Genomic DNA, 15157 nt, shown 5'->3' on the forward strand with positions numbered 1-15157 from the left:
CCATCCGCCGCCAGAACCCGGCCGGCCGCCGGCGCCCGGCCCGCCGCCACCGGCGCACGGCCTCCCGCCGGTGGCGCCCGGCCTCCCGCCACCGGCGCACGGCCCAAGAACGCCAAGGCGGCCAGCAAGTCCGCCATGGCCCAAGCCCCCGCCGACGTGCTCGCCGGGTATCTCGCGGATCCGTCGAACAAGCGGCGCTTCGATTTTGTGTTGAGCGACCAGATGTCCACTCTGGATCTCTCCGACCATCCCTATTACCGGGTCGAGGGAATGCACACGATCAAGACCCAGGACAAAGACCCCGAGCACCACTACGTCAACACCTTCACGCCGGAAACCTGGACCCTGCTGCCCCCCAGCCAGCGGCCTCGCCACGAGACGCGCTACAACACGGCGGACGTCATCCTCTCCCAATACCTGACCGCGGCCCGCGCGGACGGCTTCGAGGACCAGCGGCCGGGCAAGCTGGTTTTCATGCTGGACTCCCAGGACAGGACAGCGCCGTTCCGCAATGCCGACGGCGAGGTGAATAGCGAGCGCTTCCTGAGCGGCACGCGCGCGGGCAGGCAGGCGCAACGCCTGATGGACGCACTGGATCTGACAATAGACCGGATTCAGTTCAACCCGCTGATCGACCGGCTGGACCTGCACGTCTCCACCCTGCCCGGGGCAAGCACGACCGACATCCTGTCGCGTCACCTGGCGCAACCGGAACGGCGCCAGGCCATGGACCTGCTGCAACAGGCATTCATCACACAGCGGCAGGACCGAGGCGGCGCGGCGGGGTCCGTCGGCGGGACCTATGCGCTATCGGACCTGCCCCCCGACCAACCCATCAATCTGTTCGTCAACTCCTTCTCACCCGATCGCTGGATCATGCACCAGAACTGGCGCCAGAACGCGCAACGCCCCTACTTCGCCAACGATGTGGTCCTGGCGCAATACAGCATCGCGGCCAAGGCCCATGGCTACTATGGCCGGCTGCCCCGGACCATCGTGCGCGACAATATCGTCAACGAGACAAGCCAGGCTTTTTTCGCCGCGGCCGGCGCGCGGCCGGACCTGCAGGGCTTCCTGACCAAGACGCCCAACGGCAAGCACACGCAACGCATCCTGGACAGCCTGGACATGCGGGCGACGGGCTTGCAATGGCTGCCCGAAGACCGGCAGGCCATCATCACCGTCCAGCCCAAGGTCGAGCCCGCCAAACCCCGGGCCGAACCGGCCAGGCCGAAGGCCCCGCCAGCCAAGGCCACGTCACGCCGGCCCACCGCCGGCCATTGAGCCCGCTTCAGCGCGCGGCGCCGCCGGAGCGGCGCCGGCCGCGCAAGAAGCGCACGATGGCCGCCGCCGCGACCGGCACGATGGCCGCGGCCAGGCCCACCAGCACGATGGTGTTGAGATGGTCCTTGATGACGGGGATATTGCCGAAGAAGTAACCGGCGGTGATCAGGCCCACGACCCAAAGCAGCGCGCCGCTGACATTGAAGAACTGGAACCGGCCTTGCGGCATCTGCGCCACGCCCGCCACGAAAGGCGCGAAGGTCCGCACCACGGGGATGAAGCGGGACATGACAATGGTCTTGCCGCCGTGCTTCTCATAGAAGAGATGCGTCTTGAGCAGCGCGCCCCGGTCCAGGAAGCGCACATTCATGGTGAAGACGCGCGGCCCCAGGCTGCGGCCTATCCAGTAGTTGAGGGTGTTGCCCGTCACGGCGGCGACCACCAGCAGCAGGGCCAACAGCACCGGATCGACGGCGCCGCTGGCGCCGAAGGCCCCGGCGATGAAGAGCAGCGAATCGCCGGGCAAAAAGGGCAGGATGACCAGCCCCGTCTCGGCAAAGACAATCAAAAAGAGCACCAGATAGACCCATGCGCCATACTGGTCGATCCAGACACCGAAGGTCTGATCGATGTGCAGGATCATGTTGAGAAAATCCATTGTCTGCGCGCGCCCCGGCCTTGCCTCGAAAAGAAGAGACACTATAGCCCAGCCCCGGCAGGGGCTAAAATCGCCGGCATACCCCTGCTTCGACCCCAGCCCGCCATGTCCGACCGCCGCTCCATTGCCCCACTGCCCGACCTGCTGATCAGCCAGATTGCGGCCGGCGAGGTGATCGAGCGCCCGGCTTCGGTGCTGAAGGAAATCCTCGAAAACGCCATCGACGCCGGCGCCCGGGCCATCGAGATCCGCCTGGAGGGCGGCGGTATACGGCGCATCGCCGTCAGCGACGACGGCTTTGGCATCCCGCCCGAAGAACTGCCGCTGGCCGTGGCGCGCCATGCAACCAGCAAGATCCGTTCGCTCACGGAGCTGGAATCCGTCGCGTCCATGGGGTTTCGCGGGGAGGCGCTGGCCTCCATCTCCTCGGTGGCGCGCCTGGCCATCATTTCGCGGGTCCGCAATGGCGAGCACGCCTGGCAGATCGACGCCGCGAGCGGCGAGGTCAGCCCCGCCTCGGGGCCGGCCGGCACCACGGTGGATGTGCGCCAGCTGTTCGACAATGTGCCGGCGCGGCGCAAGTTCCTGCGCTCGGAGGCCACCGAGTTCGGGCATTGCCTGGATGCGCTGGAACGCATCGCCCTGGCCCATCCGCAGATCGCCTTCCGCCTGTTCCACCACGACAAGGCCCAGCGCCAATGGCTGCCGGCCGATCCGGGCCAGCGTATCCGCGATGTGCTGGGCGCGGAGTTCGCCAGCCAGGCCCTGCCGGTCGACACCCGCTACGGCGCCATCGGCCTCATGGGCATGGTGACCCGGCCGACAGCGGCGCGCGCGCGCGCCGACCGCCAATACCTCTATGTCAACGGCCGCTATGTGCGCGACCGCACGGTCAGCCATGCCTTGCGCAGCGCCTATGCCGATGTGCTGCACGGCGACCGCCAGCCGGCCTATGTGCTCTACCTCGACGTGGACCCGGCGGCCGTGGACGTCAACGTCCATCCGGCCAAGCACGAAGTGCGTTTTCGCGATAGCGGCGCCGTGCATCGCTTCGTGGCACAGGTGGTCGGACAGACGCTGGCGCAGACCGGCGGCGCCCAGGCGCTGGAGGGCGAGGCCGGCCCCGCGCCGGCTCCCGAAGCCGCCGTCGAGGCTGCCGAGGCGGCCCCGGCGCGCCCGGCGGCCGTCCTGCGGCCCAGCCCCTATGCGCCCGCCTCGCGCCCGCATACCCAGGTGCCTTTCCGGCTGCAAGAGCCCGAAGGCGTCGCGGCCAGCGACTGGCAATCCCTGTACCGGCCGCTGGCCGAGGCCGCCGCGGCGCCGGCCATGCTGGCCGAGCCGGCGCCCCGCCCCGCTCCGGCCGCCAGCCCGCTGCCCGAGCACGAGGATCAGCCGCTGGGCATGGCGCTGGGCCAGCTGCATGGCGTCTACATCCTGGCGCAGAACGCCCGCGGCCTCATCCTGGTCGACATGCACGCCGCGCACGAGCGCGTCGTCTATGAACAGCTCAAGCGCGCCCTGGACAGCCGCAACCTGCCGCGCCAGGACCTCCTGGTGCCGGTGGTTTTCCACGCCCAGGAAAAAGACGTCGCCCTGGTCGAGGAGTACGCCGGCCAGCTGGCCGAACTCGGCTTCGAGATGCGCCCGTCCGGCCCCAGCTCCATCGCCGTGCGCAGCGTGCCCGCGCTGCTGGCGCGCGGCGACATCGAAAGCCTGGCGCGCGCCGTGCTGCGCGATCTCGGCTCGGTGGGCGAATCCCGGCTGCTGACCGAGCAGCGCAACGAGCTGCTTTCGACCATGGCCTGCCATGGTTCGGTGCGCGCCAACCGCCGCCTCACCCTCGAGGAAATGAACGCGCTGCTGCGCCAAATGGAAGCCACTGAGCGCGCCGACCAATGCAATCATGGCCGGCCCACATGGATCCAGTGGTCGGTCAGCGACCTGGACAAGCTGTTCTTGCGCGGCCAGTGAGCATGGAGCAGCCCGCCCTGATCTGCCTGGCCGGCCCGACCGCGGCCGGCAAGAGCGCCGCCACCCTGGCCCTGGCCCGGCGTTGGCCGCTCGAAATCATCAACGTCGATTCGGCGACGATCTATCGTGGCATGGACATCGGCACCGCCAAGCCGACGCAGGCCGAGCAGGCCCAAGTGCCGCAGCATTTGCTGGATATCCGCGACGCCGCCGAATCCTATTCGGCAGCGGAGTTCCGCGGGGACGCGCTGCGCCTGATAGCCGAGATCCAGGCGCGCGGCCGCATTCCCTTGCTGGCCGGCGGCACCATGCTCTACTACAAGGCCTTGCGCGAGGGGCTGGACGACCTGCCCCAGGCCGACCCCGCCCTGCGGGCCGAACTCGAAGCCCGCGCCGCCGAACAGGGCTGGCCGGCCCTGCACGCCGAACTGGCGCGGCACGATCCCGTGACGGCGGCGCGCCTCTCGCCCAATGACAGCCAGCGCATCCAGCGCGCGCTGGAGATCTGCCTGCTCTCCGGCCAGCCTATGTCGGCCCTGCTCACCGGCCAGGACCGCCGCGCCGACACCGGCCATCGTTTCGTGACCATCAGCCTCGAACCCGCGGACCGCGCCGGGCTGCATGCGCGCATCGCCCAGCGCTTTGACGCCATGCTGCAGGCCGGACTGGTCGACGAGGTGCGCCGCCTGCATGCCCGCGGCGACCTGCACCCGGGCCTGCCTTCGGTGCGCTGCGTGGGCTACCGCCAGATATGGGCCCACCTCGATGGCGAAATCGGGCTCGAACAGGCGCGCGAGCAGGGCATCGCCGCGACCCGCCAGCTCGCCAAGCGGCAGCTTACCTGGCTGCGCGCCCAGCCCGGCCGCCTCATCGTCGATTGCCTGGCGCCCGATGCCGTCGCGCGCGTGCTCGACATGGCGGCGCCCTATCTGGACCCGGCCGTCGGCGCATAGCCAAAAAAAACCCGCCATCTTGGCGGGTGTGGGCTCGCGGGGCCGGGCGCTCAGACCACGAAGGTCTGGGCCATGCCGCTTTCCTGGGGCACGATTTCGCCGATGCGCTTGACCACTTCGCCCTGGCCGCGCAGCGTGGCGGCGATGGCGTCGGCCTGATCGGCGGCGACCACCAGCACCATGCCAATGCCGCAGTTGAAGACGCGGTGCATTTCCGCGTCGGCGACCGCGCCCTGCTGTTGCAGCCACTGGAACAGCTTGGGCATTTCCCAGCCATCGCGGTTCAGCCGGGCCGCCAGGCCTTTTTGCAGGATGCGCGGCACGTTCTCGACCAGGCCGCCGCCGGTGATGTGGGCCAGGCCCTTGATGGCCGCGCCGTGCTCGGCCATGGCGGCCAGGACCTGCTTGACGTAGATGCGGGTCGGCGCCATGACGACGTCGACCAGCGGCTGGCCGTCGAAATCCTGCTCCGGGCGCGCGCCGGCGCGATCGAGGATCTTGCGCACCAGGGAGTAGCCGTTGGAGTGCGCGCCGCTGGAGGCCAGGCCCAGCACGACGTCGCCCGGCTGGATGGACTTGCCGTCGATGATGGCCGATTTTTCGACCGCGCCGACGGCGAAGCCGGCGAGGTCATACTCGCCTTCCGGGTACATGCCGGGCATTTCGGCGGTTTCACCGCCGATCAGGGCGCAGCCGGCCAGTTCGCAGCCCCGGGCGATGCCGCCCACCACGGCCGCCGCGGTGTCCACCGACAACTTGCCGCAGGCGAAATAATCGAGGAAGAACAGGGGCTCGGCGCCCTGGACCAGGATGTCGTTCACGCTCATGGCGACCAGGTCGATGCCGACCGTGTCGTGGCGGTTCCAGTCAAAGGCCAGGCGCAGCTTGGTGCCCACGCCGTCGGTGCCCGAGACCAGCACGGGCTCACGGTATTTCTTGGGCACCTCGAACAGGGCGCCGAACCCGCCGATGCCCCCCAGCACGCCCGGGCGCATGGTGCGCGCGGCCAGCGGCTTGATGCGGTCGACCAGCGCATCGCCGGCGTCGATATCAACCCCGGCGTCGCGGTAGGTCAGGGGAGCGGTGTGTTCATTGGTCATGAGGAAAACCGTGGGAAATGTAACAATTGCGGATTCGGGGGAGTAGAGCGGGATTTTAGACGAAGCGGCGAACAGACCCAATCCGGGGCCGATCCGGCGCGGATTCGCTGCTTTCCGACACCTTTTTTCCCGATTGGCGGCTCCGGGCGGCATCCGCGCAGGACGGAAGAGGCTTTCGTGGTTTAAAGTTAAGGGTTAGCCGCGCACGACGCCGCGCCCGGCCCCAAGCTAGTCTTATTGCAATTCCAATGAACCGCCAGCTGCTGCTTGACGTACTTCCTGCGCCAGCGCCTTCGCTGAATAACTTCATTGCCGGCCCCAACGGCGAGGCATTGGCGGCCGCTCGCGCCCTCGCCGCGGGGCGCGCCATCTACCTGTGGGGCCCGGCGGGCTGCGGGCGCAGCCATCTGCTGCGCGGCCTGGCCTCGCGCGCCGAGGCGGTCTATATCGATGCGCCCAGCGGGCCGCAGATGCTGCGCCAGCTCGCCCAAGCCGACTCCACCGCGCCCATGCCGGCCATCATCGCCGTCGACGACGTGCACCTGATGGACAAGGCCAGGCAGGCGGCCCTCTTCGCCCTGTACAATCGCTGGCGCGAATCGGCGGCGACCGACCGCGCGTTCGCGCTGGCCGTGGCCGGCGATCGCGCGCCCATGTCGCTGCCCCTGCGCGAAGACCTGCGCACCCGCCTCGGCTGGGACCTGGTGTTTCGCCTCGAACCTCTTTCGGATGCCGACAAGCTGTCCGCGCTGTCGGCCCAGGCCGCCGACCGCGGCCTGCAATTGGCGCCCGAGGTCATCAACTGGATGTTGACGCACCACGAGCGCGACATCCGCAAGCTGGCCGCGCTGCTTGACGCGCTGGACCGCTATTCCCTGGCCACAGGCCGCCCCATCACCACGGCGCTTTTGCGCGCCATGCTTGCCGAATCCCAAGCCACATGAGCACCCGCCGTCTCGCCCTGTTTGACCTGGACCACACCCTGCTGCCGCTGGACAGTGATTATCAATGGGCCGATTTCCTGGCGCGCACCGGACGCGCGGGCGACCCCGACGAAGCCCGGCGCCGCAACGACGACCTGATGGAGCGCTACAACCGCGGCGAACTCACCGCCGAGCAGGCCGCCGAATTCATGCTGGGCCTGCTGGCCGCGCACAGCCCCTTCGAGCTGGCGGCCTGGCACGAGGAATTCATGGCCGAGGTGATACGCCCGGCCATGCACACCCGGCCGCTGGACCTGGTCGCCGGACACCTGGCCGCCGGCGACCTGTGCGCCGTGGTCACCGCCACCAACAGCTTCGTCACCGCCCCCATCGCCCGCGCCTTCGGCATCCCGCACCTGATCGCCACCGATGCCGAATACCGCAATGGCCGCTACACTGGCCGCATCGAAGGCACGCCCAGCTTCAAGACCGGCAAGGTCGTGCGGGTCAAGCAGTGGCTGGCCGCTCAACAGCTGTCGCTGAACGACTTCTCCGAGTCTTTCTTCTACAGCGATTCCACCAACGATATTCCCTTGCTTGAAGTCGTCACCCGTCCCATCGCCACCAACCCCAGCCCCAGCCTGCGCCAGACCGCGCTGCAACGCGGCTGGCAGGTGCTGGACATGTTCGACCATCTCGAAGACCACAAGTCCTGATGATCACCGACACCATACGAAAATTCGTCGGACGCCTGTTCGGGCCCGTCAACCGAGGCCCGCAACGCATCGCCAGCGACAAGCACGGCATCGACCGCCGCAATGTCTCCCGGCATGCCATCAAGGTCTGCGAAGTCCTGCGCCAGCACGGCTATGAAGCCTATATCGTAGGCGGCGCCGTGCGCGACCTGATCATGGGCCTGGAACCCAAGGACTTCGACGTGGCCACCAATGCCACGCCCGAGCAGATCCGCCCGCTGTTCCGCCGCGCGCGCATCATCGGCCGGCGCTTCCAGCTGGTGCACGTGGTCTTCGGCCAGGAGATCATCGAGACGTCCACTTTCCGCGCGCCGGCCTCGGCCGACCAGGAAACCGACGAGCACGGGCGCATCCTGCGCGACAACGTCTTCGGCAGCCAGGAAGAAGACGCGGCGCGGCGCGACTTCACCATGAACGCGCTCTACTACGACCCGCACACCGAAGAAGTCATCGACTATCACAACGGCGTGCAAGACCTGAAAAAGCGCCAGATCCGCATGATCGGCGACCCGGTCAAGCGCTACCGCGAAGACCCCGTGCGCATGCTGCGCGCCGTGCGCTTCGCCGCCAAGCTCAACGGCACGATAGATCCGGCCACGCGGCAGCCCATCCGCACCATGGCCGCCCTGATCGAGAACGTGCCGGCCTCGCGCCTGTTCGACGAGATGCTCAAGCTGCTGACCTGCGGCCATGCCATGGACTGCCTGCGCCAGCTGCGCGCCGACGGCCTGCACCATGGCCTGCTGCCGCTGCTGGACGTGGTGCTGGAGCAGCCCGGCGGCGAGCACTTCGTCGAGCTGGCGCTGGAGCGCACCGACGCGCGCGTGCGGGCCGGCAAGACCATCAGCCCCAGCTTCCTGTTCGCCGCCCTGCTCTGGCAGCAGGTCGAGTCGCGCTGGAAAGAACTGCGCGGCCGCGGCGAACACAATATCCCCTCGCTGGTGCAGGCCGCCGATTCCGTGCTGGACGAACAAACCGAAAAGCTTGCCATCCAGCGCCGCTTCTCCTCGGACATGCGCGAAATCTGGTTCATGCAGCCGCGCTTCGAACGCCGGGGCGGCAAGACCGCCTATCGCATGATCGAACAGCCGCGTTTCCGCGCGGCCTGCGACTTCCTGCAGCTGCGCGCCGCCGCCGGCGAATTCGACAGCGTGCTGGCCCAATGGTGGATGGACCTGGCCAACGCCGACGACGCCACGCGCGCCGAGATGATCGAAGAGTCCGCGCGCCAGCCGCGCGAAGACAGCGGCGAAGAAAGCGGCCCCTCGCGCCGCCGCCGCCGGCCGCGCCGCCGCCGCAACAGCGCCGAATGAGCCAGCGCGCCTACGTCGGCCTGGGCGCCAATCTCGGAGACGGCGCCGCGACCCTGCGCGCCGTCCTGGCCGAGATCGCCGCCCTGCCCGGCGTGCAGGCCTGCCGCGCCTCGCCCTTCTACCGCTCGGCGCCGGTCCAGGCCAGCGGCCCCGACTTCATCAATGCGGTCGCCGAGCTGGACACCACGCTGGCGCCGCTCGAACTGCTCGACGCCCTGCAGGCGCTCGAAACCCGGCATGGCCGCGAGCGCCCCTACAAGAACGCCCCGCGCACGCTGGACCTCGACCTGCTGCTCTACGGCGGGCTGCGCATGGACACGCCGCGCCTGACCTTGCCCCACCCGAGACTGCACGAACGCGCCTTCGTGCTCTATCCCCTGCGCGACCTGGCGCCGGCGCTGGAACTGCCCCAGGGCAGCTACGCCGACCTGCTGCGGGCCGTGGGCGACCAGGCGATCGAGCAAATCTAGGCGCGCGGCGCCAGACACCCGGACGGGCCTGCGCACAACGCCAGACCGCGCTCCCGGTGCCCGGCGCCGCCGGGCCCGTCTCCCCTATACGCCGATCTTGCCGCCGTCGGCGCGCTGGATCACCACCGTCGACGAGCGCGGACGCACGACGCCGGTCGTGGCGACGGTCGCATCATCGGTGTCGTAGGCCGGCCAGTTCACGGGATGCTGCACGTTCAGGAAGATCGAGGTGTAGTCCGGCGTGAAGGCAAAGCCGGTGATCTCGGCTTCGTTGGGGCCCACGAAGAAACGGCGCAGATCCGCCTGGTTGCCGGCATTGATGGCCGGACCGGTGCCGCTGCTGTCGGCCAGCGCGCCGGGAATGACGGCCAGCATCTGGTCATTGACGGTGCGGGCCACGTCGTTGTTGCGGCCGTTGTCGATGCCATTGTCGGTCTGGATCCACAGGATGCCGCGGTCATCGAAGGCCAGGCCGTCGGGGCTGGCCAGCTCGTTCATGGCGGTCAGGCCCGAACGGTTGGTGTCCGCGTCGGCGCCGGCGCTCGATCCAAAAACGAAGATGTCCCACTTGAACCGGGTCGAGCCGGGCTCGTCGTGCCAACGCACGATATGGCCGTTGACGTTATTCAGGCGCGGATTGGGCGGATTGGTGCCCGAGGCCGCATTGCGGCGCGTGTTGTTGGTCAGGCTCAGGTAGATGTCGCCATTGCCCGGATGCGTGGCGGTCCATTCCGGACGGTCCATGGGCGTGGCGCCCACGAAGTCCGCCGCGCCGCGGGTGTTGATGATGATGTTTTCCAGCGAGCCGAACTCATCGCCCAGCGTGCGGCCGCCGGCGCCGACCGTGGCCGGCGTCAGGGGCAGCCAGGTGCCGCTGCCGTCCTCGTCGAAGCGCGCGACATAGAGCGTGCCCTTGTCCAGGTACTTCGCGCCGACAGCCAGGCGGTCGGTGCGCTCGGCGTCCTTGGGATCCCAGACGGCTTCGGAAACGAAGCGGTAGATATATTCGAACTGCGAATCGTCGCCCGAGTAGAAGGAGACCGGCTTGCCCGCTTCCAGCTTGCTATAGGCGCAGCCCTCGTGGGCAAAGCGGCCCATGGCGGTGCGCTTGGTGGCGATGCTGTTCGGGTCATAGGGATCGATCTCGACCAGATAGCCGAAGCCGTTGACTTCATTGCGCCAGTCCTGCGTGGCGTCGGCGCCCGTCGGCGTGACATTGAAGCGCGCAAACTCGCCCAGCACCTCGGAGGGATCGTTGGCGGCGCTTTCCCAGCCATAGCGGCCGGCCGTCGCGCTCACGCCGACGCGGACCTGGTGGGCCGGACGCGCCGCGGTGTTCACAAAGCAGGCCGCCCAGTTCTCTTCAGCCGTGATGTACGTGCCCCAGGGCGTGGTGCCATTGCCGCAGTTGTTGTTGGTGCCGCGCACTTGCGAGCCATTGGGCGAGAACGGCGTCTTGACCCAGTCGGTGCCGGCGACGGGGCCGGCCAGCTTCATGGCCGTGGCGGAGGTGAAGCGGCGGTTATAGCGCGAGTTGTTGACGATGTTCCAGCTGCCGTTTTCCTTGCGGATGTGCATCACGGCCACGCCATGGGCGTTGATTTCCTTGCGGACTTCCTCGGCCGGACGCTTGCCAGCCACGCGCGTCGGGCCGTTGGGATGCAGCGCGCCCTGGTCGATGTATTCGTGGTTGACGACCAGCAAGCCCTCGGTCGAGCTGCCTTGCAGCGGGAAGTAATGCATGCCGTCATGGTGCATGCCGGTGGAGTTCAACAGATCGTTGGAGCTGTTGTTGCCATTCTTGTCCCAGGGCTGGGCGTTGTCGTTGAGCGGCGTGCCCCAGGCGCCGAGGACATGGGCCACATAGCCCGCCGGCACGACACAGGCGTCGGTCATGGAAGCGGGCAGCGACTCGAAGCCCAGCTTCAGGGCCTGCGGCGGCGTGGTCGGCGTGGTGCCGCCGCCGTTGCCCGGCGCCGTGGCGTCATCGTCATCGCTGCCGCTGCTGCCGCAGGCGGCCAGGCCCAGCGAGCCCATGGTGGCCAGCGCGGCGAGGCTGCCGCGCATCACCGCGCGGCGCGACAGGTTGCGCTCGAGGATTTCGCTGAAGGGAAGGTTGCTGCTGGAGTTGCGGACGACCTTGTCTGTTATGGACTTGCTCATGTGGGCTCCTGTCGTAGAGTCGCGCCAGTTGTGGGAAGCAAGATCCTAAGAACTGAACGTTAACCGCTCATGACAGCAAGCTGAAACACGCGGCTAGCCGCGCCACCATTGCAACAGCGGGCGGTAGACGTCGGCCGCCAGATAAGGGCCCGCGCCCCACACCGCCGTCCAGGCCAGGGCGCCGATGGCATTGGCCGCGACAAAACGGTGAAACGGCATGCCGGCCGAACCGGCGATAAGGCCGTTGAGTTGGCGCAGCACCACCACGAAGCGAGCGCCCATCACGAGATAGACGCCGCGCTTGCGGAACTGTTGTTCCAGCGACGCCAGCCGCTCGGGCGTGAGCTTGACCAGATGGCCATGGCGCAGCAGCAGGCGGCGCCCGCCGAAACGGCCGATGGCGTAGCCCGTGCAATCGCCCAGCACCGATCCCAGAAAGACCGCGGCCAGCAAGGCCGCCAGCGGCATCTCGCCGTGCACGGCCAGCAGCGAGGACAGCACCACGGCGGACTCGCCCGGCACGGGCACGCCCATGGACTCCAGGTAGACACAGAGAAAGAGCGCCCAGGCGCCATAAACCAGCAGCAGGTGGTGCAGGGTCTGCATGGCCGTCGGGCAGGCACGCGGGCGCCTGCCCCTTGACGCTAGGCGGGGAGGCTCTCGCCGGCCCTCTCCAGCAGGCGGCGGGCGCGGGCGATGACAGGCGCATCGATCATCTTGCCGTCCAGCTTGAAAGCCGCCAGGCCGCTATCGCGGTGGGCGCGCACCACCTGGCGGGCCCATTCGAGATCGGCCAGCGGCGGCAGGAAGGCCTCGTGCACTACCGGCACCTGGGTCGGATGGATGCACAGCAGGCCGCCAAAGCCCATGTCGCGCGCCCGGATGGCCGCGGCGCGCAGGCCGCTCGTGTCCTGGATACCGGGAAAGACGCCATACAAAGGCTGCGCCAGGCCGGCCACCCGGCCATGCAGCAGCAGCTGCACGCGGGCGTGGTCCAGCACCAGGTCGGCGCCCTCGGTGTCGGGCGTCATGGACAGGTCCAGGGAATAGTCCAGTGAGCCGAAAGCCAGGCGCTGCACGCCGGGCGTGGCGGCGATCTCCGCCAGGTTGAGCACGCCCTGCGCCGTTTCGACGATGGGGATGACGGGGATATTGGTCTGCGCCGCATGGCGCACCTGGGCCATGCTCTCGGCCTTGGGCAGGACGATGCCGCTGACCGTGGCGCGCCCCCGCAGGGCTTGCAGGTCGGCGTCATGCCAGGGCGTGCTGGCGTCGTTGACGCGGACCCACAGGCGCACATCGGGATGCGCGTCCAGGAAGTCCAGCAGGGTCTGGCGGGCGCTGTCCTTGGCCAGATGCTCGACCGCGTCTTCGAGGTCGACGATGACGGTGTCGGCGCCGGTGGCCAGGGCCTTGGGGATGCGGTCCGGCCGGTTGGCGGGCACGAACAGCGCGGTTCGGATGACTGAGGACATTACACAACCTCCGCGGCATGCAGGCGCGCCACATCGTCGGGCGCATACCCCAACGATGCTAACACCGCGTCGGTGTTTTCGCCCACGGCCGGCACGGCGTCCATGCGCGGACTGAAGGCATTGTTGTGCGCCGGCGGCAGGAAGGACGGAATGCGGCCGGCCGGGCTGTCGATCTCGCGCCAGTTGTCGCGCGCCTTGAGCTGGGGATGCTCCCAGACGCCCTTCATGTCGTTGACGCGGGCATTGGCGATCTGGGCCGCCTCCAGGCGGTCGGTGACCTCGTCGATGGTCAGCGCGGCAAAGGCCTGCACGATGAGCTGGCGCAGGCTGTCGCGGTTGGCCGTGCGGCGCGAATTGCTCTCGAAGCGGCTGTCGGCGGCCAATTCGGGCTGGCACAGCACCTGATCGCAGAACACCTTCCATTCGCGTTCGTTCTGCAGCCCCAGCATGATGGTCTTGCCGTCGCCCACCGGGAAGGGGCCGTAGGGATAGATGGTGGCATGGGAAGCCCCCGCGCGCGGCGGCGGCGGCGCGTCCTCGAAGGCGTAGTACATGGGATAGCCCATCCACTCCACCGTGCTCTCCAGCATGGAGACGTCGATGCGGCTGCCCCGCCCGGTCTTGCCGCGCAGCAGCAAGGCATTGAGGATGCCGCTATAGGCATACATGCCCGCGGCGATGTCCGAGATCGAGCAGCCCGCCTTGACCGGCTCGTCGGGCGTTCCGGTGACCGACAAAAAGCCGCTTTCGCTCTGGATCAGCAGGTCATAGGCCTTCTTGTCCTGGTAGGGGCCGCCCTCGCCATAGCCGGAAATATCGCAGACGATCAGGCGCGGGAAGCGCTCGCTCAAGGCCTCGAAAGACAGGCCCAGGCGGGCCGCCGCGCCCGGGGCGAGGTTTTGCACCAGCACATCGGCCTCGGCCAGCAGGCGCTGCATGATCTCGCCCGCCTCGGGCTTCTTGAGATCGAGCGTGAGGCTCTCCTTGGAACGGTTGGTCCAGATGAAGTGCGAGGCCTGTCCGCGCACGCGCTCATCGTAGCGGCGGGCGAAATCGCCCACGCCCGGCCGCTCGACCTTGATGACGCGCGCGCCCATATCGGCCAATTGCCGGGTGCAGAAAGGCGCGGCGATGGCATGTTCCAGGCTGACGACAGTGATGCCGTCCAGGGGACGCGGGGCGCTCATGCTTCGAACCTCAGTTCGGCCTGGTGCGCCAGCGTGCCGTCCTGCTCGGCCCACAGCCGGGCCAGGCCGGGCTCCTGGATCGCGCCGGCGACCGTGAAGGGCCGGGGGGAGATGAGCGGACGCAGGCCGCGATAGGCGAAGTGCTTCAGGCGCGCCTCGGGATGGGCGCGGCAGAAAGCCGACAGCATGGACGTGGCGATCAACGGGCCGTGCACGACCAGGCCGGGATAGCCCTCGACCTCGGTCACATAGGGATGGTCATAGTGGATGCGATGGCCATTGAAGGTCACGGCCGAGTAGCGGAACAGCAGCACCGCGCTGGGCTCGACGGTCTCGCTCCATTGGCCCTGGGGCGCGGCTTCGCTGCCCTCCAGCTTGGGCGGCGACGGCTGCCGGTAGACGATGTCCTGCTCTTCGACGATGGCGGCCTGTCCTTCTTGCAGGAACTCATGGCGCACGGTGACGAACAGCAGGCTGCCGGTGCGGCCGGTCTTTTCCTTGATATCGGCGACCGTGGAGACACGCTCGGCCGGCACCCCCACCTTCAGCGGCTGGTGGAACGCCACGCGCCCGCCCGCCCACATGCGGTTGCGGTCATCGGCCGGTGGCAGGAAGCCGCCCCGCGCCGGATGGCCGTCGCGGCCCAGGCCGGCCATATCGGCCGTCTTGATGAAATAGGCCCATTGCCACAGGGGCGGCAAGGCTTGGCCCGCGGCCGGCGCGGCCACCCCCAAGGTGGCGGCGATGCGCGCCGCGTGCACCGGATCCAGGGCGTCGGCCATGCGTTCGGTGCTGCCGATCCACTGGTCTAGAGCCTGCTCAGACATGAATTCGCTCCTTTGCGTATAGTCCCCGGGAGCATGCCGGGGCCGGCGGGGACTGTAAATTCGTTTTTGCTCAAGCCG

14 protein-coding genes are annotated in these 15157 nt (G+C 68.4%); 7 read left to right on the forward strand and 7 right to left on the reverse strand.

Annotated features, from left to right (window positions below; genetic code table 11):
- Window positions 1-135 precede the first annotated feature (135 nt).
- Entirely contained in the window at window positions 136-1284 is a 1149-nt protein-coding gene (locus AXA74_RS04805; protein ID WP_155680853.1) for a hypothetical protein, read from the forward strand.
- 7 nt (window positions 1285-1291) lie between these two features.
- Here AXA74_RS04805 and AXA74_RS04810 read toward each other — a convergent pair whose 3' ends face one another.
- Window positions 1292-1927, reverse strand: coding sequence for a VTT domain-containing protein (locus tag AXA74_RS04810; protein WP_032957115.1), 636 nt, complete (start codon window positions 1925-1927; stop codon window positions 1292-1294).
- Between the two features lie 120 nt (window positions 1928-2047).
- Here AXA74_RS04810 and mutL point away from each other — a divergent pair, with 120 nt between their 5' ends.
- On the forward strand, window positions 2048-3913 hold the full coding sequence (mutL, locus tag AXA74_RS04815) for a DNA mismatch repair endonuclease MutL (protein WP_032957023.1): 1866 nt from the start codon (window positions 2048-2050) through the stop codon (window positions 3911-3913).
- A gap of 2 nt (window positions 3914-3915) precedes the next feature.
- On the forward strand, window positions 3916-4866 hold the full coding sequence (gene miaA, locus AXA74_RS04820) for a tRNA (adenosine(37)-N6)-dimethylallyltransferase MiaA (protein WP_126623615.1): 951 nt from the start codon (window positions 3916-3918) through the stop codon (window positions 4864-4866).
- Window positions 4867-4916: 50 nt separating this feature from the next.
- Here the strand turns inward: miaA and purM are convergent, their stop codons facing one another.
- Window positions 4917-5966 (reverse strand): phosphoribosylformylglycinamidine cyclo-ligase, encoded by a 1050-nt coding sequence (gene purM, locus AXA74_RS04825; protein ID WP_032957020.1) that lies wholly within the window; start codon window positions 5964-5966, stop codon window positions 4917-4919.
- 248 nt (window positions 5967-6214) lie between these two features.
- Between purM and hda the strand changes: the two genes are divergently transcribed.
- The 4 genes from hda to AXA74_RS04845 are packed head-to-tail and all read left to right on the forward strand — an operon-like array spanning window position 6215 to window position 9427.
- Entirely contained in the window at window positions 6215-6910 is a 696-nt protein-coding gene (gene hda, locus AXA74_RS04830; RefSeq protein WP_032957018.1) for a DnaA regulatory inactivator Hda, read from the forward strand.
- Window positions 6907-7605, forward strand: a complete 699-nt coding sequence (locus AXA74_RS04835; RefSeq protein WP_032957015.1) for an HAD family hydrolase — start codon at window positions 6907-6909, stop codon at window positions 7603-7605. The genes hda and AXA74_RS04835 overlap by 4 nt, the downstream gene beginning before the upstream one ends.
- Window positions 7605-8957, forward strand: a complete 1353-nt coding sequence (pcnB, locus tag AXA74_RS04840; protein WP_029581532.1) for a polynucleotide adenylyltransferase PcnB — start codon at window positions 7605-7607, stop codon at window positions 8955-8957. Before AXA74_RS04835 ends, pcnB begins: the two co-directional genes overlap by 1 nt.
- A complete protein-coding gene (locus AXA74_RS04845) occupies window positions 8954-9427 on the forward strand; it encodes a 2-amino-4-hydroxy-6-hydroxymethyldihydropteridine diphosphokinase (protein WP_032957012.1) in 474 nt (157 codons plus the stop codon). The genes pcnB and AXA74_RS04845 overlap by 4 nt, the downstream gene beginning before the upstream one ends.
- 84 nt (window positions 9428-9511) lie before the next feature.
- Here AXA74_RS04845 and AXA74_RS04850 read toward each other — a convergent pair whose 3' ends face one another.
- From AXA74_RS04850 to AXA74_RS04870, 5 genes are all read right to left on the reverse strand, one after another.
- Window positions 9512-11590 (reverse strand): PhoX family protein, encoded by a 2079-nt coding sequence (locus tag AXA74_RS04850; RefSeq protein WP_029581534.1) that lies wholly within the window; start codon window positions 11588-11590, stop codon window positions 9512-9514.
- Window positions 11591-11683: 93 nt separating this feature from the next.
- Window positions 11684-12196 carry a DedA family protein gene (locus AXA74_RS04855; RefSeq protein ID WP_029581535.1) on the reverse strand — a complete coding sequence of 171 codons (513 nt, stop codon included), beginning with the start codon at window positions 12194-12196 and terminating at the stop codon, window positions 11684-11686.
- 38 nt (window positions 12197-12234) lie between these two features.
- Window positions 12235-13065 (reverse strand): HpcH/HpaI aldolase/citrate lyase family protein, encoded by an 831-nt coding sequence (locus tag AXA74_RS04860; protein ID WP_029581536.1) that lies wholly within the window; start codon window positions 13063-13065, stop codon window positions 12235-12237.
- The gene (locus tag AXA74_RS04865; RefSeq protein WP_029581537.1) at window positions 13065-14252 is read right to left on the reverse strand and encodes a CaiB/BaiF CoA transferase family protein; all 1188 of its coding nucleotides are present in this window, start codon (window positions 14250-14252) and stop codon (window positions 13065-13067) included. The genes AXA74_RS04860 and AXA74_RS04865 overlap by 1 nt, the downstream gene beginning before the upstream one ends.
- Complete coding sequence (locus AXA74_RS04870) at window positions 14249-15079, reverse strand: FAS1-like dehydratase domain-containing protein (RefSeq protein WP_029581538.1); 831 nt, start codon at window positions 15077-15079, stop codon at window positions 14249-14251. Before AXA74_RS04870 ends, AXA74_RS04865 begins: the two co-directional genes overlap by 4 nt.
- Between the last annotated feature and the right edge of the window lie 78 nt (window positions 15080-15157).

The organism is Bordetella hinzii LMG 13501, assembly GCF_001548475.1.
Classification (GTDB): Bacteria; Pseudomonadota; Gammaproteobacteria; order Burkholderiales; family Burkholderiaceae_B; genus Bordetella; species Bordetella hinzii.